The sequence below is a fragment of the uncultured Pontibacter sp. genome, assembly GCF_947492645.1.
Lineage (GTDB): Bacteria > Bacteroidota > Bacteroidia > Cytophagales > Hymenobacteraceae > Pontibacter.
In genome coordinates, this window is the sequence record NZ_CANLMZ010000008.1 from 132,983 (window position 1) to 157,097 (window position 24,115).

13 protein-coding genes are annotated in these 24,115 nt (G+C 48.2%); 8 read left to right on the forward strand and 5 right to left on the reverse strand.

All coding sequences use genetic code 11. From position 1 onward, the window contains the following. Positions 1-136 precede the first annotated feature (136 nt). On the reverse strand, positions 137-2,353 hold the full coding sequence (locus Q1A23_RS11070) for a bifunctional alpha,alpha-trehalose-phosphate synthase (UDP-forming)/trehalose-phosphatase (RefSeq protein ID WP_299823235.1): 2,217 nt from the start codon (positions 2,351-2,353) through the stop codon (positions 137-139). Positions 2,354-2,655: 302 nt separating this feature from the next. Between Q1A23_RS11070 and Q1A23_RS11075 the strand changes: the two genes are divergently transcribed. Together Q1A23_RS11075 and Q1A23_RS11080 are read left to right on the forward strand one after the other, a co-directional pair. Continuing rightward, entirely contained in the window at positions 2,656-3,744 is a 1,089-nt protein-coding gene (locus Q1A23_RS11075; protein ID WP_299823238.1) for a mechanosensitive ion channel domain-containing protein, read from the forward strand. A gap of 39 nt (positions 3,745-3,783) precedes the next feature. Beyond that, positions 3,784-4,383 (forward strand): DUF2179 domain-containing protein, encoded by a 600-nt coding sequence (locus Q1A23_RS11080; protein ID WP_299823241.1) that lies wholly within the window; start codon positions 3,784-3,786, stop codon positions 4,381-4,383. A 260-nt stretch (positions 4,384-4,643) separates the two neighbouring features. Here the strand turns inward: Q1A23_RS11080 and glgB are convergent, their stop codons facing one another. From glgB to Q1A23_RS11095, 3 genes are read right to left on the reverse strand one after another with little or no spacing between them, the layout of a single operon-like run. Next, positions 4,644-7,013 (reverse strand): 1,4-alpha-glucan branching protein GlgB, encoded by a 2,370-nt coding sequence (glgB, locus tag Q1A23_RS11085; RefSeq protein ID WP_299823243.1) that lies wholly within the window; start codon positions 7,011-7,013, stop codon positions 4,644-4,646. Next, positions 7,006-10,341: a maltose alpha-D-glucosyltransferase gene (gene treS, locus Q1A23_RS11090; RefSeq protein ID WP_299823245.1), complete on the reverse strand. Its 3,336-nt coding sequence runs from the start codon at positions 10,339-10,341 to the stop codon at positions 7,006-7,008. The genes glgB and treS overlap by 8 nt, the downstream gene beginning before the upstream one ends. Before the next feature lie 23 nt (positions 10,342-10,364). Continuing rightward, positions 10,365-12,386: an alpha-1,4-glucan--maltose-1-phosphate maltosyltransferase gene (locus Q1A23_RS11095; RefSeq protein WP_299823261.1), complete on the reverse strand. Its 2,022-nt coding sequence runs from the start codon at positions 12,384-12,386 to the stop codon at positions 10,365-10,367. Positions 12,387-12,599: 213 nt separating this feature from the next. On the opposite strand from Q1A23_RS11095, the gene treZ reads away from it, so the two are divergent. From treZ to Q1A23_RS11120, 5 genes are all read left to right on the forward strand, one after another. Next, positions 12,600-14,444, forward strand: coding sequence for a malto-oligosyltrehalose trehalohydrolase (gene treZ / locus Q1A23_RS11100; RefSeq protein WP_299823264.1), 1,845 nt, complete (start codon positions 12,600-12,602; stop codon positions 14,442-14,444). A gap of 1 nt (position 14,445) precedes the next feature. Continuing rightward, entirely contained in the window at positions 14,446-16,869 is a 2,424-nt protein-coding gene (locus Q1A23_RS11105; RefSeq protein ID WP_299823267.1) for a DUF3536 domain-containing protein, read from the forward strand. 1 nt (position 16,870) lies between these two features. Then, on the forward strand, positions 16,871-19,579 hold the full coding sequence (gene treY, locus Q1A23_RS11110; protein WP_299823270.1) for a malto-oligosyltrehalose synthase: 2,709 nt from the start codon (positions 16,871-16,873) through the stop codon (positions 19,577-19,579). Further along, a complete protein-coding gene (gene malQ, locus Q1A23_RS11115; protein WP_299823273.1) occupies positions 19,576-21,117 on the forward strand; it encodes a 4-alpha-glucanotransferase in 1,542 nt (513 codons plus the stop codon). Before treY ends, malQ begins: the two co-directional genes overlap by 4 nt. Positions 21,118-21,207: 90 nt before the next feature. Next, on the forward strand, positions 21,208-21,762 hold the full coding sequence (locus Q1A23_RS11120; RefSeq protein ID WP_299823274.1) for a thioredoxin family protein: 555 nt from the start codon (positions 21,208-21,210) through the stop codon (positions 21,760-21,762). On the opposite strand, the gene Q1A23_RS11125 is transcribed toward Q1A23_RS11120, so the two are convergent. Beyond that, positions 21,746-22,555, reverse strand: a complete 810-nt coding sequence (locus Q1A23_RS11125; RefSeq protein ID WP_299823276.1) for a murein L,D-transpeptidase catalytic domain family protein — start codon at positions 22,553-22,555, stop codon at positions 21,746-21,748. The genes Q1A23_RS11120 and Q1A23_RS11125 overlap by 17 nt on opposite strands. Positions 22,556-22,734: 179 nt before the next feature. Here Q1A23_RS11125 and Q1A23_RS11130 point away from each other — a divergent pair, with 179 nt between their 5' ends. After that, positions 22,735-24,093, forward strand: a complete 1,359-nt coding sequence (locus Q1A23_RS11130; RefSeq protein ID WP_299823279.1) for a M23 family metallopeptidase — start codon at positions 22,735-22,737, stop codon at positions 24,091-24,093. Positions 24,094-24,115 lie beyond the last annotated feature (22 nt).

Genomic DNA, 24,115 nt, shown 5'->3' on the forward strand with positions numbered 1-24,115 from the left:
CCAAAGTATGGCAGGCTTGCTAAAAGTTAGCCTGATAGAGATACAGTATAAAACACCTGATGCTAACGTATAAAAGCCGCTGCAAAAAATTGTGCAGCGGCTTTTATACGTTAAGTTATACTTACAAATCAACGTATCAGCCTGTCATCATCGCATCCGACGCTTGCTCCGAATTTGAAAGTCGCAGTAACTTAGACAACATCCAGCGTGCTTCCTGGCAGGTATCCAGGTGGTATTTTGCTATAGAGCTGCCGTTGCCTATTTTAACGGTATAGGCCTCCCGGGGCATGGCCTTGAAAATGTCTTCATCTCCCCAATCATCGCCAATGGCCAGCACGAATTCATGCGGGTATTTTCCTAGCCAATAGCTGGCGGCTTTTCCTTTGTTTATTTCCTGGGCTTTTACTTCTACAGCCATTTGCCCATCCAGCACCTGAAGGTTGCTGTTTGTTGCCAAAAAATTAAGATGGCTTACTAACTCACGGGCACGTAAATCGCCTAAACCAGTTTCTACTTTACGGTAATGCCATACCAGCGAGTAATCCTTTTCTTCGATAAACGAGCCGGGAGTGCGGTCTACGTACAGCTCTAGTATAAGCCGGATATCACTTTTCCAGTCGTCCATTAAGCTGAGTACCGTTTGCCAGCCAGCGCTTTTCTGTTTTATCCAAACGCCGTGCTCCGCTATAATATCAATGTTCAGGTCGCCCAGCCAATCTTCCATGTTATCTTTATCACGGCTACTCACAACTACCACCTTGTTTTTAGGGTCGCTTCCTAATTTATGCAGCAATTCTATCAGTTCATCGGATGGGTTAGCCATTAACGGCCTGTTTTTGTAGTCTATCAGCGCGCCATCGTACTCCAGGAAGAATAAACGTGAGCTGGCAGCAGTATAAGAATAGGTAAGCTCCTGGAACGTAGCAGTATCCAGGTAACTTGTAGCCATAGAAAGCTGCTTTATCTTCACATAAGACAACCTATCCATAAACATGGATACCCAATGGTGTATGTTGTAGCGTTTAATCGACTCCTGCATACTTGTCATATGCACCTTCTGCTCTTCCACGGGCATCGTTAAAGCCTGGTAAAGCGCCTCTACCATTTGGTTCGTATCGTTCGGGTTGATAAGTATGGCATCTGATAACTCTTTGGAGGCACCGGCCATCTCGCTAAGTATAAGTACGCCAGTCTGGTCGGGTTTGCTGGCCACATACTCTTTACAAACCAGGTTCATGCCGTCGCGCATTGGGGTTACCAGCGCCACATCAGCCATGCGGTAAAATGCAGAAAGTGTTTCTAAGGGGTAAGAGCGGTAAAAATACTGTATTGGGTTCCAGTCGATGTGGCTATACTTGCCGTTGATGCGGCCCACCATCTCGTCTACCTCTTCTTTCAGCTCTTTATACTTTTCTACCTCATCGCGGCTTGGCACCACCAGCATAACCAGCGTTACCCTGTCATGAAATTCTGGGTATTTCTCCAGAAACTTTTCAAAAGCTTCGAGCCGCTTGGGTATACCTTTCGAGTAGTCCAGCCTATCAATAGAGATAATAAGTTTATCTGCTTTTAGATTGCTCCGGTAAATTGCCTCACGTTTGGCCACCTCTTCCGAAACAGCAGTCTGGGAATATTTCTCATAATCTATTCCCATCGGGAAAGAGTCCACCAGCAAAGACCGGTTGCCTGTGTTTATCCAGCCGTGCATACTTCCGTAGCCCACCAATCGGTTTACAGAGCTAAGGAAGTGGCGCATATCGTCGTAAGTATGGAAGCCGACAAGGTCAGAGCCCAGCATGCCCTCCAGCAGCTTTTTACGCCACGGCAGCAACCGGAAAACCTCATAACTCGGGAACGGTATATGCTGAAAGAAACCAATGGTACAATCGGGCAGCTTCTCGCGCAGCATTGATGGCAACAGCAGCAGCTGGTAATCGTGTACCCAGATGGTATCATCAGGGTCGGCCTGCTTTACCACCTCATCGCAGAACTTTTGGTTTGCCTGCACATAGGTATCCCAGAATTGCTGGTCGTATACAGCGTACTGAGAAAAATAATGAAAGGTAGGCCACAGGGTTTCGTTACTGAAGCCCTCATAATACTCCTTAATTTCCGCTTCAGTTAAAAAAACAGGATACATGCTTTCCTTTTGCAATTCAGCGATTACCTGCTTTTGTTTTTCTGCATCCTCCACTACCTGGCCAGGCCAGCCTATCCACAAATTGTCTCCCTCTTTGTAAATAGAACCTAAGCCAGTAGCCAGACCACCTTCGCTGGTTTTATATTGTAGTTCGCCTTCCGTTTCCTGGAGTTTAACAGGAAGTCTGTTTGATACGATGATCAGTTTTGCCATGTAAGCTAATTAATTGAAACAGGCAGCTTAAACAGTTAGAGTGTGGCAAACTGTTAAACAATGCTGTAAAATTATCTTTCGTTTTAGTTGATAACTTACATTGTGTACGCAAAGGACTATGCAAGCGTTTTCTATATATAGATGTTTTACTATAAATATAACCTACCCAACATTCATAACATAAGGTTTTACCAGAAACACAACTCCAAAGCCCTTACAGGAGTACGAATACGCTGATTTATAGCTTCCGGATAGCCTCTGACCAGGAAATTGAAGTATAACCTATTTAACCAGGTTAATGCATGCATAGAATTAAAGATTATTTTTATCACCTTGATGATTTTGCTCTTGGCCTTGTGATTTTATTTGCAGCTGTTATCACAGGCACACTTCTCAAGTTCATACTTTTTAAACTGTTAAGTATCTATAACCGAAGCGATAACCCGCTGCTGGTGCGTTCGCTTTCAGAGCATTTAAACCGGCCTCTCTCCTTCCTGATCCCGCTGCTCTTCGTATCGATTGCCATTCCTTTTCTGCCTTATTCGGCTAAAACAATTTATGCCTTAAAGCGTGTGGTGGAGGTGCTGGATATTTTAGTTTTTGCCTGGGCTCTGATTAAGCTTACAAACGTAGCACGGGACATGGTTCGCAAAAAGCATCAGCTGGATAAATCTGATAACTTCAGGGAGCGAAAACTCTTTACACAGCTGCAGTTTATTCGCAAGCTCACGATCATGATGATTTCATTTATCGCAATTTCTATGATTCTGCTAAGCTTTGATGCGGTCCGAAAACTAGGCACAGGTTTGCTAACCTCGGCTGGTGTGTTGGGCATTGTGTTGGGTGTTGCCGCCCAGAAGTCTATTGCTAATCTGCTCGCGGGCCTGCAAATAGCGTTTACGCAACCTATCAGGTTAGATGATGTGCTGGTGCTGGAAAACGAGTTTGGGCGCGTTGAAGAAATTACCCTGACTTATGTTGTACTTAAACTCTGGGATAACCGCCGGCTGATACTACCCCTGAACTACTTTATAGACAAACCCTTCCAGAACTGGACTCGTACTGGCTCCGATATACTGGCTACTGTTTACTTGTATACTGACTACACAATTCCGGTAGAAGCCGTCCGGAAAGAGTTTGAAAACATACTTGCCCATACCGACCTCTGGAATAAGCAGGTTTCTGTGCTGCAGGTAACCGACTCAAAAGAGCATACGTTAGAGTTACGGGCTTTAATGAGTGCCAGCGGCTCTGGTATTGCCTGGGACCTGCGTTGCCATGTGCGCGAAAAGCTGGTGCAGTTTATACAGCAGAATTACCCAGAGGCCTTGCCAAAGCTCCGAACAGAATTAACAGGCGCAGGTTTGCCATCTTTACCGAAACATCCTTAACTTGAAGTATAATCACCCTTATACCGCTAACCTGAATACATGAATCTTTTTGAAGGCATAGACCCCACCCTTGTTGACTGGGTTTTTATTCCGCTCCTTATCTTCCTGGCCCGTATCTGCGATGTAACCTTGGGCACATTACGCATAGTTTTCATATCCAAAGGCGACAAGATTATTGCGCCGCTGCTTGGTTTCTTAGAGGTACTTATCTGGCTCGTGGCCATTACTCAGGTAATGGAAAACCTGAATAATGTGGCTTCTTACCTGGCTTGGGCAGGTGGTTTTGCAACAGGTAACTTTCTGGGCTTGCGCGTAGAGCAAAAACTGGCATTAGGGCAAATGGTGGTGCGTGTTATTACCGTAGAGCCAGCCGATAAACTGATAGACCGCCTGAAAGGGCGAGGGTATCGTTTAACCTGCATTGATGCACGTGGCACCCGTGGCAAAGTAAACCTGCTCTTCCTGATCGTAAAGCGAAAGAAGCTCGATGAGGTGATCGGCATTATACGGGATTACAACCCACAGGCGTTTTACTCTATCGAAGATGTCCGCTCAGTTTCAGAACTTGATTTACCGCAGGAAGAGGCGCGCCGCCTGCTGGACTTCCGCAGGTTGTTTCCGTTGCGCAAAGGCAAATAAGCTGCTTTAAAAATCTGGGAGCTTTGTTTACAGCCACAAGTTCAGCAGTAACGCATTTGTGGCTTTATGTGAGAAAGGCTATCAACTTTCTTCCTGCGCTAGCAGATACATATTACAGGAAATTATACTTTACGCAAGTTCAGCCAAAGTATAACGTATAGCTAAACCTTTGGCAGGGTTAAGATAAAATAATTAAAAAGCAGCGAGGGAAAGTATAAACTGCTATACTTTCCCTCGCTGCTTTTTTAGATCTAACTATGTTACCCTCTAAACCTGAAATATACTACTGCCAGCGGAGGCAGCTTTAACGTAACAGAACTTTGGCGGCCATGGAACGGCTCTGGCACGGCTTGTATCGGCGCTGTATTTTGCACGTTGCTTCCGCCGTACCGGCCATCGTCGCTGTTAAATATCTGTACCCATTCGCCCAAGTGCGGCACCCCAATTTTATAATGCTCATGCACTACAGGCGTCAGGTTGCAAACTACCAGTATCTCTTCCATCGGTGAGTTTCCCTTCCTTATAAAGCTTAGGACTGAGTTATGGGCATCGTTAAAATCAACCCATTCAAAGCCTTCTGGCTCAAAGGCACGGGCATATAGGGCGGGTTCGGACTTGTAAATATTATTCAGATCACGAAGTGAGTTTTGTATGCCCTGGTGGAAGCCATAATCCAGTAAATGCCAGTCAAGGCTGCTGTCGTGGTTCCACTCTCGGGTTTGCCCCAGTTCGCCACCCATAAAAAGTAACTTAGCACCCGGGTGTGCATACATGTAAGCGTATAGTGCACGCAGGTTAGCAAACTGCTGCCACTCATCTCCAGGCATCTTTCGCAGCAAGGCTCCTTTTCCGTGCACCACCTCGTCATGCGACAGCGGCAACATAAACCTCTCAGAAAAGGCATACACCAGACTGAAAGTAATTTCGCCCTGGTGGTGGCGACGGTATACGGGGTCTTTAGAAAAATAATCGAGGGTATCATGCATCCACCCCATCATCCACTTCATGTTAAAGCCCAAGCCTCCGTTGCTTACAGCACCAGTTACGGCTGGCCATGCAGTAGATTCCTCTGCCACCGTTATCACATCCGGGAAGTTGGTGTGAACGGCCTCGTTAAAGTCTTTCAGCAAAGAGATAGCCTCAAGGTTCTCGCGTCCGCCATGTTCGTTTGGTATCCACTCCCCTTCTTTTCGGCTATAGTCCAGATATAACATAGACGCCACCGCATCAACCCGCAGTCCATCAATATGATATTTCTCTAACCAGAATAGCGCATTACTAATCAGGAAAGAGCGTACCTCGTTGCGGCCATAATTAAATATGTAGCTGTTCCAGTCCGGGTGGTAGCCTTTGCGCGGATCAGCATGCTCGTACAGGTGTGTACCGTCGAAATATGCCAGGCCGTGTTCGTCTGATGGAAAATGCGAAGGCACCCAGTCTAGTATAACGCCAATGCCATGCTGGTGCAATTTGTCTATCAGGTGCATCAGGTCGTGCGGAGAGCCATAGGTACTGGCAGCAGCAAAGTAACCTGTAATCTGGTAACCCCACGACCCCTGGAACGGGTGAAACATAACCGGCATCAGCTCTACGTGCGTAAAGCCCATACTTTGCACATAAGCTGGCAATTCTTCTGCTAACTCACGGTAGGTTAAGGGGCGGTTGTTATCCTCTGCTTTACGACGCCAGGAGCCAATGTGCAATTCGTAAACGCTGTAAGGCTGTGGCTGTCCTGCCATACTTTTGCGTTTTTCCATCCAGTCCTGGTCTTGCCACTCGTACTGCAGGTTACAAACAACCGAGGCTGTTTGTGGCGGCACTTCGCGTGCAAAAGCAAACGGGTCGCTTTTCTCTACATGGTATAAATGGTAATTTGATTTTATGTGGTACTTGTAGAGCATGCCCTTTTCCACCTCAGGTATAAAACCCTCCCAAATACCAGAACCATCATGGCGCACATACAACTGATGGCTGTCTCTGCTCCAATGGTTAAAGTCTCCCATTACTGATACCTGTGCTGCATTTGGCGCCCAAACGGCGAAGTAGGTGCCTTTTCGGCCTGCATGCTCCATCGGGTGCGAGCCCAGTTTATCATAAAGCAAAAAATGCTTTCCTTCTTTAAAAAGGTAAACATCAAAGTCTGATAGCCTGCTTACCGGGTATACTGCGCGTTGCTCCTGCAACTCCTCCTGTGCCTGCGGCTGAGCCGGTACTACCTCCTCTGGCAAGGCTGTAGCTGGCACCGATTCTTTTTTTCGGGTTGCCTTACTTGTACCGGTGGCACCTGTACTTTTCTTGGCTCTACTGGTTTTAGTTGTAGAGGCACCAGCTGGTACCATCTTCACAAGCTCCTGCACACCACCTGCTTCAGCAACAGGCACAATCACTTCTTTTTCGGTAGTAGTCTTTTTACTGCTTTTTGCAGATGCAGCTTTCGACTTTGAGGCAGTTTTCCCCTTAGCTGCTGTTGTTACTGCATCTGTACCAGGGGCTCCCATCTCAGCAGACGGTACATCCGTTTTCTTTCCTGTGCTTTTGGGTGCCGCTTTAGGCTTAGCTCTTGAACCTGCCCCCGCAGCTGCATCTATACTTCCTGTTTCGGTTGTGGTGTCTATCTTTTTCTTAGCCATTCCTATACTTCCTCATGTTGTATTTAATGCCTCTGATCGGGATGAGCACCCAATCCGGACGGTTATTTAATTCATACCCCAACTCATAGATTGCCTTCTCCAGCAAAAATGTCTGGATGAGCACCTCAAAGTCTTCTTCGTTAGGAGGCACTACGCCTGTACCCATGGTTTTGCCCAGGTAGTTGTACATAAAGAAATTGCTGGCGTAGTCGTACCATTGCTCTGCCCATGCCTCCAGGTACTCAGACTCCTCTTTACGAAGCCCCTCCTGCTGAAAATATGCGCTATAAGCTGCGTAATGGAAAGAGCGGATCATACCTGCCACATCGCGCAGCGCAGAGCGTTTTAACCTGCGCTCACTAAACGACCGCGCCGGCTCACCTTCAAAATCTATAATGTAGAAATCCTTACCTGTAAATAACACCTGCCCCAGGTGGTAGTCGCCATGTGTTCTGATCTTGAGCGTGTCGATTTTGCGGGAGAAGATGAGCTTCAGTCTATCCAGTATTTCGCCACGCATCTGCAGTACCTCTTCTGCCTCCGGGCGTATGTGCTCTGGCAGGTTAGGCAGGTGCTTGGATAAATTGTCAAAATTTACCCGCACCAGCGATATAAGCGAGGAATAGAGCGAACGTTGATAGTGCAACGAGAAATTCTCAGGTGCAAAATCCTTGTTATCATGTATGTTACTGAGAGCAAGGTGCATTTCGGCGGTGCGCTGGCCCAAAAGCTCTACCCTTTCCACATAGGCCCCTCCAATCTGCATCTGTATATCTTCAGGAATATCAGAAAACGCCAACGGCCGCGAAAGCGAAGCTAAGGATGGTTTAACCTTTACACGCTCTGTTTGGGTGCGGATTCGCTCGAACATACGCTTCAGAGAATCTCCTACATAACTCCAAGCATCTCCCTGATTTGGCACCAGTTCCTGCAACATCATCAGCACCATGGGTGCCTGGCCCGGCTCGTGCTCCTCTACGGCTCCTAAAAAGCGCGGTACATACTCAAACCCAACTGTATCGCTTAGCATTTGCACCACCTCTACATCCGGGTTGATAATGCGGTCCAGTTTTCGGTAAATCTTCAGAAAGAACGTGTTGTCGTATACAATCGAGGTGTTGCTTTGCTCTGCAGACAATATTTTGGATGAAAGGTTGCCTCCAGCCTCGCTTATCATCGATCCCACAGCACGATGGCTCTGACCTATTAGTTCTGCCTCATCTATTTTAATGCGTTTGCGCTTTGAGATAAGCTGCAGCAGCATCTGCCTGAACTCTTCGTTGAAAAGGGCATCGTACAGCACCCCTTCTTTTCCATCCTGGGTTACACGCCCGATTATACTTGTTGGGCTCTCCGTACTTAGCTCATCAGCCTGCTCGCCGGTAGCAAAGGCAACTGGCAGCTGGTAAAGCTCTGGCAACCCTTCGTTATAGCTAACCTCTATCAGCAGCAGCGAAGCAGCCTGTCGCCCGAAAGGCATTGGTATGTTTCTGACAACCTGCATGCGCTGCACCGTACGGGCTTTGCCGCCAAACCAACGGCGCTGCAAAATGTAGGGTGGTAGCAGGCGGCTTTCTAACTGTTTTACAGCCTGGTTACCCAGCGGTTGCTTTAATGAACTTAGCTGTATAGCTGGTCTGCGTTGTTGTTCTGTAGTTTCCTGCGGTGCCTCCTGTGGCTTTAGCTCCATCCAGTAGTAGCCGTGGCCACCCACCGTGAACAGGTAGGCATTGTCTTTGATGGCCGGGAATTTGTTTTTGCTGAACACCTCCACCGGCACATGCCCTTTGTACTCGTTCAGGTCCAGTTCTACAGCCTCCGGAAAACGCGACAGGTTGGCGATTACAAGTATGGTCTCATCTTCATACTCTCGTATAAAGGCCAGTACTTTAGAGTTGCTTGGAGACAGAAACTTTATACTTCCGCGGCCAAAGGCTTTGTATCGCTTCCGCATGTTGATGGTGCGGCGCATCCACCAAAGCAGCGAGTTGGCATTGTGGTTTTGCGTATCCACGTTAACCGATTCATACTTGTACTCTGGGTCGATGATCACAGGCAAGTATAGCTTCTGCGGGTTTGCTTCTGAGAAACCTGCATTACGGTTGTCATTCCATTGCATAGGCGTGCGTACCCCGTCTCTGTCGCCAAGGTAGTAGTTATCGCCCATGCCAATTTCATCGCCATAGTATACCACCGGTGTTCCGCGCATCGAGAACAGCAGGATGTTCATCAGTTCTATTTTAGCCCTGTCGTTGCCCAACAGCGGGGCAAGGCGGTGGCGTATACCCAGGTTAATGCGGGCCTGCGGGTCTTTTGTGTATACTTTATACATGTAGTCACGCTCCTCGTCGGTTACCATTTCAAGGGTAAGCTCGTCGTGGTTGCGCAGGAACATCGCCCATTGGCAGCTTTCGGGTATGGCAGGCGTCTGGTTAAAGATGTCAATTATAGGATAGCGGTCCTCCATCTTTAACGACATGAACAGGCGCGGCATTATCGGGAAGTGATAGTTCATGTGGCACTCATCGCCATTTCCGAAGTATGCAGCTGAATCCTCAGGCCACATGTTTGCCTCTGCCAGCAACAGCTTGCCTGTGTATTTCTGGTCTACGTGCGCGCGCAGCTTTTTCAGGAAATCATGCGTTTCAGGCAGGTTTTCTCCGTTAGTGCCTTCGCGCTCAAACAAGTATGGCACAGCATCCAAACGGAAACCATCCACCCCCAGGTCAAACCAATAGTCCAATACCTTAAACACCTCCTTCTGCACAGCCGGGTTATCATAGTTCAGGTCAGGCTGGTGAGAGAAAAAGCGGTGCCAGTAATATTGCTCCGCCACAGGGTCCCAACTCCAGTTGCTTTGCTCGGTATCCGTAAAAATAATGCGCACATCTTTATACTTGGTAGGGTCATCTGACCATACATACCAATCCCTGTACTTAGAGCCTTTTTTGGCACGGCGGGCACGCTGGAACCACGGGTGCTGATCGGAAGTATGGTTAATAACCAACTCTGTGATTACCTTCAAACCTCGCTTATGTGCTTCACGCACAAAGGCTTTAAAGTCCTGCATGTTGCCGTAGTTCGGGTTAATGCTCAGGTAATCGGCAATGTCATAACCATCGTCGCGGAGTGGCGATGGGTAAAAAGGTAAAAGCCAGATGGCGGTAACACCCAGGTCCTCCAGGTAGTCCAGTTTTTGCATCAGGCCTTTAAAATCGCCGATGCCGTCTCCGCTGCCATCTTTGAAAGCTTTGATGTGCAACTCGTAAATAATGGCGTCTTTATACCAATGGATGTTGTCGTCTAGTTCGAATTTTTCGTCTGCCATAATATAGGTACAGGGTGGTTTGTCTATTCGTTTGTATGGTGATCGGATGGTAACCAGTTATCGTCTAAATTATCGTGGCCCATGCCAGAGGGCGCTACTTCAATGCGAAATACGTGAACAGGCATCTCGTGAGGCCGCAACTCCACAAAATTCCACTCGTCGTGCCAGGTATACTTACGCTCTGTAAGCAGGTCGTGCACCATGTATTGCTGCCCCTCGGTCATTTTAAGCTGCCACAGCGGCACTTTTACCCAACCAGCCTGCGTGTTGTGCGGGTCCAGGTTCACTACCATCAGCAGCTTGTTTTTAAAGTCATCGCTCCATTTGGCATAGCAAAGTATACTTGGGTTATCTGTCTCGCCAAAGGCAATGTTCCATGTAGTTTGAAGCGCGGGGTTAACCTTTCTGATTTTATTGATGAGTGTAATCACCTCGCGTATCTTCGTGAGTTTGCCCCAATCCCAATGCTTAATTTCATACTTCTCAGAGTCGAGGTACTCTTCTTTGCCGGGCACAGGAGTTGCAATACCAAACTCGTATACTGGCCCGTACAAACCGTAGTTAGACGACATAGTAGCCGCCATAACCACACGGGTAATATGTGCGGCCTCTCCACCTTCCTGCAGCGCCACAGGGTTAATATCAGGCGTGTTCGGCCAGAAGTTTGGTCGGTAGTATTCGCGCAAATCCGTTTGGGTAAGCTCGGTCATGTACTGCCTTAACTCTTCGGCAGAGTTGCGCCAGGTGTAGTAAGTATACGTTTGTGTAAAACCAATCTTGGCAAGGCGCTCCATTACACGAGGTCTTGTAAAAGCTTCTGATAAGAAAATCACCTGCGGATGGTTCCGGTGTATATCAGCAATTACCCACTCCCAGAAAGCAAAGGCCTTAGTATGGGGGTTATCAACTCTGAAGATAAACACACCCTGGTCAATCCAATGCTGCAGCACCCGTCTCAGCTCCTTCCAAAGGTTTTGCCAGTCTTCTGTTTCAAAGTTTACCGGCAGTACGTCCTGATACTTTTTGGGTGGGTTCTCCGCATACTGCACCGTACCGTCAGGGCGCCATTTAAACCATTGCGGATGCTCTTTTACATAAGGGTGGTCTGGCGAGCATTGTATCGCGAAATCCAGGGCCACCTCAATACCGTGCTCTCTTGCCTGGTGCACAAACTCCCTGAAATCTTCTAAAGTGCCAAGTTCTGAAAGTATGGCATCATGTCCTCCTTCTTCAGCACCTATAGCCCACGGCGATCCAGGTTCTCCCGGTTCAGAGGTTACGGCATTGTTTTTCCCTTTCCTGAAAGCTCTGCCTATAGGATGTATGGGTGGCAGATAAATGGTATCGAAGCCCATTTCGGCGATACGTGGCAGCAAACGTTCGCAATCTTTAAAGGTACCATGGCGGCCACCCTCCTGTGCCGCAGACCTCGGAAAGAACTCATACCAGGTACTGAATAAGGCTTTCTGTCTCTCTACGTCTAATTGAAGCAGCTTGTCGTATGTGCTGATATTCTGGCGTTCGCAGCAGGCATGCATCAGTTCGCTTACATCGGTGCCGGTGGCAAGCGCTACGGCATCGGCAACTGAAGTTACGTTTTTGAGTTGCTCCGCCCATTTATACAGGCGCTTCTGCTGGCCGGGTTTGGCTGTTGCCGCGGCATTCTCAAGGTGCTGCGCCCCTATCAGCAACTCCACGCTTATGTCCTGGTTGGCCTCAAATTTCTTCTTCAGGCCTTTTTGCCAAGTATAAAAATGATCTATCCACCCTTGTACGCTATACTCGTAACGGCCCATGGCATCAGGTGTAAAAGTGGCCTGCCACCGGTCGTTGCCTAAAAAGGTCATGGGCACTTCTTCCCATTTCTTCCTGCGGGTGTGCCTGTAAATAAACTGCGCCTTTACCTCATCATGCCCATCTGCGAATACATCGGCTGTTACGGTCAGGCTCTCGCCTACTACCCGTTTGGCTGGATATTTACCACAATTTATCTGGGGCTTTACATTTTCAATAACAACACGTTTGGTTCCTTGTAGTCCTTCCATGTAATAAGTTCTGCTTTAACTAGTGTAGTTACTGTAGTCATAAAAATATGTTTCGGGCAATATTCTGAATCATACCTGATCGTACGTAATTAAACCGCATGCCTTAGTTAACACGCTTATTTGTATACACTAGTCATACCTTATGCTTTCCTAAAAAACAGCAACTAATTACCCTTAAAGCCAGTTAATACCTGCTATAAATTCATAACACTTATGTCTATAAAAAGAGAGATCGGAGCGAAGTATAATTCTGGCGAAGGAACAGTATTTACAGTATGGGCGCCGGAGGCGAAAGATGTAAAGGTTAAACTACACCTGCCGGAGCAGCAGTTGCTGCCCATGCAGCGCGAGGCATTTGGATACTGGACCGTACTGGCGGCACAGGCTAAACCCGGTACCCGCTATACTTTTGTGCTGGATGAGGAAAAAGACCGCCCGGACCCAGCTTCACACTTTCAGCCGGAGGGCGTGCACAAACCGTCTGAGGTCGTAGACCATAACAGCTTTAACTGGTCTGATAAAAAATGGAAAGGCGTTCCGCTGCAGCAGTACATCATCTACGAACTGCATGTAGGCACTTTTTCTGAAGAGGGCACTTTTGACGGTGTTATCGAAAAATTGCCGCAGCTAAAGAACCTTGGTATTTCAGCAATAGAGATAATGCCCGTAGCACAGTTTCCGGGCAACCGCAACTGGGGCTACGATGGCGTTTTTCCGTTTGCGGTCCAAAACTCGTATGGCGGCCCCGAAGGATTAAAAAGGTTAGTGGATGCCTGCCATAAACAAGGTATAGCCGTGGTGCTGGATGTAGTGTATAACCATATGGGCCCTGAAGGCAATTACCTCCGCGACTTTGGGCCATACTTCACGAACAAGTATAACACACCCTGGGGCGAGGCCATTAATTACGACGATGCACACGCAGACCCTGTACGCAATTTCTTTTTCCAGAATGCCCTGATGTGGTTAAGGGATTATCACATAGATGCTCTGCGCCTGGATGCCGTACATGCCATTTTCGACAACGGAGCAAAGCATTTTCTGCAGGAGTTACAAGAGCAGGTAAACGAACTGGAAGAGCAGGAAGGAAGGCATTTTATACTTATTGCTGAAAGCGACCTGAACGATGTGCGCCTGATAAACCCGATGGACCGTGGCGGATATGGCCTGGCAGCGCAATGGAGCGACGACTTTCATCATGTAGTGCATGCCATGGTAACCGGTGAGCAGGAAGGCTACTATGTTGGCTTCGGGACTGCGGAGCAACTTACAAAAGTGATGACCAGCGCTTTTGTGTACGATGGCTTATACTCAGAACACCGTAAGCGCACCTTTGGCAACTCAGCGGCAAACAACCCGGCACACCAGTTCGTGGTTTGTTCGCAGAACCACGACCAGGTGGGCAACCGCATGCTCGGCGAACGCCTGACACAACTCGTAGATTACGAAATGCTGAAGGTGGTGGCAGGACTGGTTATACTTTCGCCTTATGTGCCCATGCTGTTTATGGGTGAGGAGTATGGAGAGCAAAACCCATTTTTATACTTTGTAAGCCACAGCGATAAAGAGTTGATAGAGGCAGTCCGCAAGGGTCGCCGTGATGAGTTCGCTGCATTTTCCTGGCAGGGCGAAGCACCCGATCCGCAGAGTGAGGATACCTTTACGCAGTCTAAGCTTCAGCACAGTTATACTTCAAACCAAAAGCAGCTGCACCTGCGGGAGTTTTACAAGCGCCTGATCCTGCTCCGGAAGTCCTCTCCTGCCTTTGCGGCCCCGGATAAAAATAAATTGGTGGCACAGATGGATGACCAGACAAAAGTACTGCACCTCATCCATGCATCAAAGTCACCGAACATCTATTGCTTATTTAACATAAATAAGGCACCGCAAAAAGTAAGTCTCTCCCAACACAACAGTACAAAAAACTGGGTGGTCTTGCTCTCTTCTACGGATGCGCAATGGAGCGGGCCGGGCCATGAGTTACCGCAGGAGTTACAGGGAAATGAGGAAATAACACTACCTGCAGCATCTGTACTTGTACTTCAACAACAAACTTAGTATGAGCCGCTATATCTGTATACATGGGCACTTTTACCAGCCGCCCCGCGAAAACCCCTGGCTAAACGAGGTGGAGTTGCAGGAGTCGGCAGCCCCTTATCACGATTGGAACGAACGCATAAATGATGAGTGCTATGCCCGAAACTCCGCCTCCCGTATTTTAAATGGGCAAGGTAAAATAGTGGATATCACCAACAACTACAGCAACATCAGCTTTAACTTTGGCCCTACCCTGCTGGACTGGATGGAGCGCAAGGCACCTGACACCTACCAGGCTATACTAGAGGCTGACAAGCAAAGTATAAAACGCTTCTCTGGCCATGGTTCTGCTTTGGCCCAGGTATACAACCACATTATCATGCCCCTGGCAAATACCCAGGACAAGCACACGCAGGTTATCTGGGGAATAGTTGATTTTAAGAAGCGATTTGGCCGCAACCCGGAAGGCATGTGGCTTGCAGAAACCGCCGCCGACACGCCTACCCTGGAGGTGCTGGCTGAACATGGAATCAAATTCACCATACTATCGCCTTACCAGGCAAAGCAGTACCGCAAAATCGGAGAGAAGGAATGGCATAGTGCAGCCGGTGCCAACATTGACCCGCGCAGGCCCTACTTGTGCAAGTTACCCTCAGGCAAACAAATAGTTCTCTTCTTTTACGATGCGCCAGTATCGCAGGGCATTGCCTTTGAGCGCCTGCTTAACAGCGGAGAGACATTTGCTAACAGGCTGGTGGGAGCTTTTGAGGAAAAGAGCAAAGAGCCCCAACTCATGCATATTGCCACCGACGGAGAAACCTATGGCCACCACCATCGCTTCGGAGAAATGGCCCTATCGTATGCGCTGCACCACATTGAAGAGGAAAACCTGGCTAAAATAACTGTTTATGGGGAGTATCTCGAAAATTTCCCGCCAACGTATGAGGCCGAAATTATAGAGGAAAGCTCCTGGAGCTGTGCCCATGGCGTAGAACGCTGGCGCAGCAATTGCGGCTGCAATACCGGGGGCAACCCCACCTGGAACCAGGAATGGCGAAAGCCGCTTCGCCAGGGTTTTGATTGGTTACGCGACCAGCTCATACCGCTCTACGAACAAGAAATGCATGTGCTGGGTGCAAACCCGTGGGATACCAGAAATGCATACATCCAGGTTATTCTGGATCGGTCTGAGGAAAACGTCGCTAATTTTATAGCCACTCATACTACACGCCAGCTAAGCCGGCAAGAAGAAGTACGTTTTCTGAAGCTGATGGAAATGCAGTACCACACGCTGCTGATTTACACAAGTTGCGGCTGGTTTTTTGACGAAGTTACAGGCATCGAAACGATGCAGGATGTACTGTATGCAGCAAGGGCAATACAGTTAGCCAAAGATATAAGCGGCAACGATTACGAAGAACCTTTCCTGGAGCTGCTGGCACAGGCAAAAAGCAACCAAAAGGAGTTGCAGGATGCGGCAAGTGTATTCAGGAAAACAGTAAAACCCACTATACTGGACTTGCTGCGCGTAGGAGCGCACTATGCTGTCGCATCGCTTTTCGAAACCTATGCAAGCGAATTAAAACTCTACAGCTTCAGGGCAACGTCTCAGGCTTACGATTTATACGAAGCCGGCAAACAAAAGCTGGTTATTGGCCGCGCCAGTATCAAATCATACATTACCTGGGAAGAAGTGACCATAACCTACGCTGCCCTGCACCTCGGTGACCACCAACTGTTTGGGGGGGTGCGTGAGTTCCTGAGCGCAGAACGCTACGATAAGCTAAAATCAGAACTTAGAGCGGCCTTTGACAAAGGCAATGTAAGCGAGGTTATCATGCTGCTGGATAAGCACTTTGAATCGCACAGCTACTCTTTCTGGCATTTGTTTAAAGATGATCAGAAAAAGATACTCGACCAGGTGCTCGAAAATACCATGCAGCGCGTCGAAAACGACCTACAACAAATCTACGACAATAACTATCCTCTCATCTCGGCTATGCGGACTATCGGCATGAAACTGCCGCGCCCCCTACAGACAACAGTTGATTTTATAGTAAATAACAGGCTGTTACGAGAGTTTGAAAGCGAAAACCCGAATCCTGTAGAGATTAAACGCATGCTGGAAGAAGTAAAGCGCATGCGGGTAAGGCTTAACTATACCCAGTTGGAATTTGCCGTAACCAACCGTGTGGATGCGCTGATGAAGCAGATTCAGGAGCAACCAGATAACATGAACATGGTAAAACTGCTGACCAGCCTGCTGCAAGTACTGGATGGGTCCAGGTTGGAGGCAGATTACTGGCAAGCACAAAACATTGCTTTTTACATGCTGCAGAATGGGTATCAGGAGCAAAAGCAACGCAGCAAAAACGGAGACGAAGAAGCTGAAGCCTGGTGCCAGCAGTTCGACAAACTTTATAATAATCTCAACTTGAAAGTATAACATGGCACATATTCCTTCGGCAACCTACAGAGTGCAGGTATCGCCAAATTTTACGCTGACGCAAACACTACACCTGGTGCCATATTTACAAGAGCTCGGCATCAGTACGGTGTATGCAGCCCCCATTTTTCGCGCCAAGCCCGGCAGCGAGCATGGCTACGATGTAACAGCCCCCTATGATGTAAACCCTGAACTTGGCACGCAACAGGAATTAGCCCGGATCACAGAAGAACTTAAGAGCAGCGGCATGAGCTGGCTACAGGATATTGTGCCGAACCACATGGCCTTTCACCCGGACAACACCTGGTTGATGGATGTGCTGGAGAAAGGACCTCAATCCTCTTTTTATACTTTCTTCGATATTGATTTTAAGCACCCTGATTTTGATGGCCAGGTAATGGTGCCTTTTTTAGGTGATACGCTGGATAAAGTACTGGAAGAAGGACAACTGCAGATTGATTTATCGGAGGCGGGGTTACAAGTAAAATATTTTGATAATGCCTACCCCCTAAGCCTTCCCAGTTATCGTTTATTGCTGGAGCAGGCCCTGAAAAACTCAGGAGAACCGGGAGTGACACCCCTTGTCAGACAGTTTCTGGAGGAGCTGCAGCGATTTGAGGAAGAAGAGACCATCAACCCAGCAGGCTGGTCAAACTTTAAAAAGAAGCTCTATACTTCGGATGCGTTAAAAGACCCATTGGAGGCTCTCATCAATCAAATAAACGAAGACCAGGAGCAACTAAGACAGCTACTGCACAAGCAGCATTTTATACTTTGCCATTGGCAGGAAACTGAAAAAAAGATCAACTTCCGTCGCTTTTTTACGGTTAACGATCTTATCTGCCTGCGCATGGAAAACAAGGATGTTTTTGAGCAATACCACCAGTATATAAAACAGCTCTGCCAGAACGATACTGTACAGGGCCTGCGTGTAGACCATGTGGACGGCCTTTTTGATCCGAGCACTTACCTGAAGCGCCTCCGCGATCTTGCCGGCCCGGATAAGTATATCATCGTTGAAAAAATCCTGGAAGGCGAAGAGCAATTGCCTGAACGCTGGCCGATACAGGGCAACAGCGGCTATGATTTTCTGGCATGGGTAAGCAACCTTTATACTTCCGGAAACGGCCGCCGCAAGCTTACCGAAGTTTACCGCCGCCTGGTGCCCGACGCTCCTACCAATTACGAGCAACTGGTGTTTAACAAGAAGATGTTTATCCTTAAAAACTACATGCAGGGTGAGCTCGACAACCTGCTGCGCATACTACAGGAAAGGCACCTTATACCTGCAGATGATACTGACAAATGGCGTGAAGCATTGGCTATACTTCTGGCGGCTTTTCCGATCTATTGTATTTACGGTAACCGCCTGCCCTTATCTGCAGAAGAGATGGAAGTAATTGACAAGGCCTTTGAAGAAGCACATAAGCAAGCGCCTAACCTGCAGCAACAGTTACAGCACCTGCATTCGTTGTTTACGCTAAGCCCCGAAGATACTGAAGACAAAAAGCACCACAAGCTATACTTTGTGATGCGCAGTCAGCAGTTTACCGGCCCATTGGCAGCCAAAGGCGTAGAGGATACCACGTTCTATAATTATAACCGCCTGATTTCGCTGAATGAAGTGGGCAATAGCCCGGATATTTTTCACCTGGAGGATGATGCGTTTCATGAGCGCATGCTGTACCGGCAGCGGGTATACCCTCACTCGCTAAATGCCACCGCCACCCACGATACCAAACGAGGCGAGGGCGCGCGCATGCGCCTGAACGTGCTCAGCGAGCTACCCGAAGAATGGGAAACGCATGTTACAAAGTGGATCGAGATCAGCAGAAAGTATACGTCAAAGCCAACCGCCAACGATTTATACTTTATTTTCCAGACCATACTTGGTGTACTTCCTCCCGAAGGGGAGCCTGGTTATAAGCTGGTAGAGCGCCTGCAGGAGTACCTCGAAAAAGCCTTGCGTGAAGCAAAAGTCAAGACTGATTGGGCAGAGCCAAACGAGCCTTACGAAGCAGCTGTAAAAGACCTGATAAAGCAACTGCTGCAGGAAGACCAGGAATTTATGCAGTCGTTTCAGCCATTCTTCCGGAAAGTGGCGCACTACGGCTGGATTTATGCCCTTTGCCAAACTTTACTTAAAATAACCTGCCCTGGCGTGCCGGATATTTACCAGGGCACCGAACTCTGGGACCTGAGCTTGGTAGACCCTGACAATCGCCGCCCCGTAGATTACCGCCTGCGGCAGCACTACCTACTTCGCATCAGGCAAAAAGAAAACCAGAGCACCTCGGAGCTGCACCGCGAACTGCTACAGAACTGGGAAGACGGCCAGGTTAAATTATACCTTATTTACAAAGCTCTTAACGCACGCCGTAGTTTACAGCAACTGTTTGCCAGCGGCGAGTATATTCCTTTAACGATGAAGGGTAAGTACAAAAACCATGTGCTTGCATTTGCCAGGCAACACAAGCAGCAATGGGCCATTGTAGCAGTACCGCTTTTAATCACAAAGCTGGTTACTGAAGACAACCTTCCGCTGGGCCCCGAAGTATGGGAAGACACAGCCATCGCATTACCCGAGGGTGCACCTGTGCAATGGAGCCATGTATTTGGAGGCGATGCCTGGCAGGGTGCCGATACTTTACCTTTGGCAGAGGCTTTCAAGACATTTCCGGTTGTATTTTTAACAGCATCAGCATCATGATCATACCTAAGCGCAGTAGCGGACTATTGCTTCATATTACATCACTCCCATCAAAGTTCGGTATCGGAGACCTGGGCCCGGAAGCATATACGTTTTGCGATATATTAGCAGAAACAGGCCAGCGTTACTGGCAGATACTGCCCCTGAACCCTACCGAGCACGAGTATGGCAACTCACCTTACAGCAGCCACTCCGCCTTTGCCGGAAACCCTTTGCTCATAAGCCCTGAGCTATTGCTCCAGGACGGTTTGCTTCAGGCAAAGCATCTTAAAATCGATCATACTTTCACAGAAGAGAAGGTTGATTACAAGGCGGTGGCAAAGTATAAAATAAAGCTGTTGAAGGAATCCTACGACTTTTTCAAGGCAGAGCTTCCGGACAAGATGTGGAAAGAATTTACGCAGTTTCAGAAAACGCACCGCAGCTGGCTGCCAGACTTTTCGAGATTTGTAGCATTTAAGCAGTATTTTTCTCACAAAAGCTGGGTAGAGTGGCCTGATGAGATAAAAACCCGCGATAAAAACGCTATGCAGAAACTGGAGCAGCAGCTGGAAGACGAGATAGCGTTTGAAGAGTACCTGCAGTTTCTGTTTTACAGGCAATGGCAATTGTTAACCGACTACTGCACCGAGAAAGGCATTACCTTTTTAGGCGACATGCCCTTTTACGTGAGCCACGACAGCGCCGATGTATGGTCGCACCCAAAGTACTTTAAACTGGATAAAGACGGTAAACCTACTGCCGTATCTGGTGTGCCACCGGATTACTTCAGCGAAACCGGCCAGTTGTGGGGTACTCCCGTTTTTGATTGGGAAGCCATGGGTAAACAAGACTACGACTGGTGGATACAGCGTATTGAGCATAACCTGAAACTCTTCGGGCTATTGCGCCTCGATCACTTCAGAGCATTTTCGGCATATTGGGAAGTGCCAGCCGACGAAAAAACGGCTATAAACGGCAAATGGGTTAAAAGCCCGGGAGCAGCTATTTTAAAAGCCATAAAGCAGAAGCACCACCCTATGCCCATTATCGCCGAAGACCTGGGCGAGATAGACCAGCCGGTGCGCGACCTGATGCAGCAATTTGATTTGCCTGGCATGCTGGTATTGCTTTTTGCTTTCGGGGAGGATATTTCAACTAATCCGTATGCGCCCCACAACCATAGCGTGAACAGCGTGGTGTATACCGGCACCCACGATAACAGCACGGTAAAAGGCTGGTACGAAAAAACCGCCAGCACCGAGGATAAGCGCCGCCTGAGCGAGTACAGCAATCATAAACTAAACAAAGACAATGTAGCGGATGTAATGATGCACCTGGCTTTAGGATCTGTTGCACAACTGGCTATACTTCCGGTGCAGGATGTTTTAAGGCTCGGGATAGACGCTATGATGAACGTGCCGTCCACGTCGAAGGGCAATTGGGAATGGCGCCTGAAAAAAGGCCAGTTTGCTACGCAGCAGGTAAAGCACCTGCACGAGATAACGGCTTTGTATGGCCGTTGCGACACCGAAAAGATCAGCATCAATAATCTATGAGTGTGAGGTTGGGAATGTGGATTTAAAAACATACTTTAGAGTGAGTAATTACTTACGCAAGCAGTACATCCATCTTAAGACTCTAAAACTATGGCACAGTCCACCACCCAGATTGAGTTAGGATCCAAAGCTCATCACTTCGCATTGTTAGATACTATTTCAGACCAACTGGTATCGCTTAACGACGTGGCTTCGTCTAAGGCAACGGTAATTATGTTTATCTGCAACCATTGCCCTTATGTAAGGCATATTTTGCCACAGCTGGTGCAGGTAGCCGAGGAGTATAAGCAGAAAGGAGTAAGTTTTGTAGCCATCAGCTCTAACGATGTGCAGCTGCAGCCGCAGGACGGCCCCGAAGAGATGAAGATGCTGGCAGATGAATTGCAGTTTCCGTTCCCGTACCTTTACGACCAGACGCAAATGGTAGCGCGCCATTACATGGCTGAGTGCACCCCTGAGTTTTTCGTGTATGACGGCAATAAGCGCCTGGCGTACCACGGGCAATTTGACAACTCCAGACCTAACAGCAACACGCCCGTTACAGGGCAGGACCTGAAGCAGGCGCTGGATCTTCTGCTTAACCAAATGCCGGCGCAGGAGCACCAGCAGCCAAGCGTAGGATGCGGAATTAAGTGGCGGGAGTAGGCGGAACGTCTTTTTGATTTTCGTTTACTAGCTCTGCCATAGCTGTGACATGGTCCAGGTACTGCGATGTGTAGGCATCATGGGCAGCATGTATGTACAGGGCTGTGCCTCCCACTACGGTTTTGATAATATCTTCGTGCTCATCCATAGGAATTGCCGGGCAACCTAAGCTACGGCCTAACCTGCCTGCCTGTGCAATAAATTCTTCCGTGGCATATTCTGCTCCATGCATTACAATGCAGCGGTCTTTTGCGTTGTTATTAAACTCCTTATCCAGTCCTTCCAGTTTAAGCGAAAGGCCATGCTTGCCGTAGTAGGTGTTTTCGGTAACGTAAAAGCCGATGCTGCTCATAAAGGACTTTTCCTGGTTAGAGAAGTTTTCAGCGTACTCATCCCCGGAATTGCGCCCATGGGATACGTATGTGTTAAACAGCACTTCCTTCTTTTCAAGATCTACTACCCACAGCCGTTTCTCGTTCGATGATTTTGTGAAGTCCACAATAGTTAGAACAGGCTTATCAGAAACTTCCTGTTTGTGCTTCATGTTGTAGTAGCCGGTAAGCGCTTTGTCAAAAACCTCGAACCTCAGTCCGGTCTGCTGCAGGGCCATTTGGTTATAGAGGCTGTAGGCTACCTGGTTAAACTTCATCACCTTTAAATTGGAAATGCGGTTTTTGATGCGCTTCACATCGTTTGTCGGAGTCGAAGAGCTAGCACCAACAGGTGTTACGATGGGTGCAAGCACCAAGGGAGCAAATAGTGGTAAAACACCTTTTGCCAACCTTCTTCTCATATATCTTAACCGGGGCTTTCTCATACACTAAAATTGTATTGTACTTCCCTTTTTACGCAGGCGTGCCTGTTCGGTTAAGTTAACTGCCGCACCACCGGCTTACAGCTCTTTAAATGTATACAAGGCACCATTTTTGCGTATTTGGTTTGTAAATCAATAATCTAGAACAACCGCTTAACATGATTCCTATAAAAAGAAACAGACTTAACTTCTTATTTTACTTTTTGTTGCTGGTGTTTGCCGCCAGCTGCGGCGCCCCCCAAACCCTGCGAAGCGTATTTAAAGAACAGACACCATACGAGAGCTATGCAGCTAAACTTAAAGATGCCAAATTAGACCAAACCGCACTTGGCCAGGACTGGCTGCAGGCTGGTGAGAAAGCTTTACAGGATTCTATCACAATTACGCTGCCCTATAAGGAAACAGGCTATTTTTCTGCGGATAAACCAAAGGCTTTAGGCTATAGAATTGATGCGAAGCGGGGTGAGCGCCTTGTGGTAAACCTGGAAGTAAAAGCACGACAAGCCATGCAGGTGTTTATGGATATGTTTGAAGAAACAGATGCTGCCCCTAAACACCTTGCTTCTTCAGATACTACCGGCAGTTACTTAGTTTATGAAATAGAAGATGACAAAGTGCATGTGCTGCGTGTACAGCCGGAGCTTTTGCGCAGCGGCCAGTATACCCTAACAATAAAAACTGAGCCTACACTAGCTTTTCCTGTAGAGGGTAAGACCAGCCGCAACATTTCCAGCATCTGGGGCGACCCTCGCGACAATGGGGCCCGCTCTCACGAAGGCATTGATATATTTGCAAAGCGCGGAACGCCTGTGCTGGCTTCAAGTGCAGGCATTGTATCCAGGGTAAATACAACGCCCCGAGGAGGCAAGGTGGTTTGGTTAGCAGATTATAACCGCCGCCAGAATTTATACTACGCCCACCTCGACAGCCAGGCTGTAACAGCAGGCCAGCGCATCCAAACAGGCGATACAATTGGCTTTATAGGAAATACCGGAAACGCGAAAGGCACTAACCCGCACCTGCACTTTGGCATTTACCGCTATGGCCATGGCGCTACTAACCCTTATCCATACCTGCACGCCAGTAACGCCCCGGTGCCCCCAGTACAAGTAGATGCCGGCAAAATCGGGAATTGGGTGCGTGTAGTGGCTAAAGCGGCAAATGTGCGCCAGCAACCCTCCATTAAATCCAAAGTATACCGGCAACTGCCGCAGCATACGCCTTTAATGGTTACTGGCGCCGCTGCCAGCTGGTACCGTGTTACGCTGCCAAACGGCGCAGATGCCTACATAGCCAGCAGCTTAGTAGAAGCTACCACCAAACCTATAAAGTATGAGCGACTTGCCACCTCTACAGATTTACTGGAAGATGCAAGTATAAACGCCCCTGCTAAGGACAGTTTGGGAGCCGGAACCAGTATAGCTGTTTTGGGTAGCTTTAATGGCTATACTTTTGTGCAGGCGGAAAATGGCACTTTGGGCTGGGTGCAAGATGGCCGAGAACTTGGGGAAAGATAAAAGCGCACTATTAGCGCGCCTC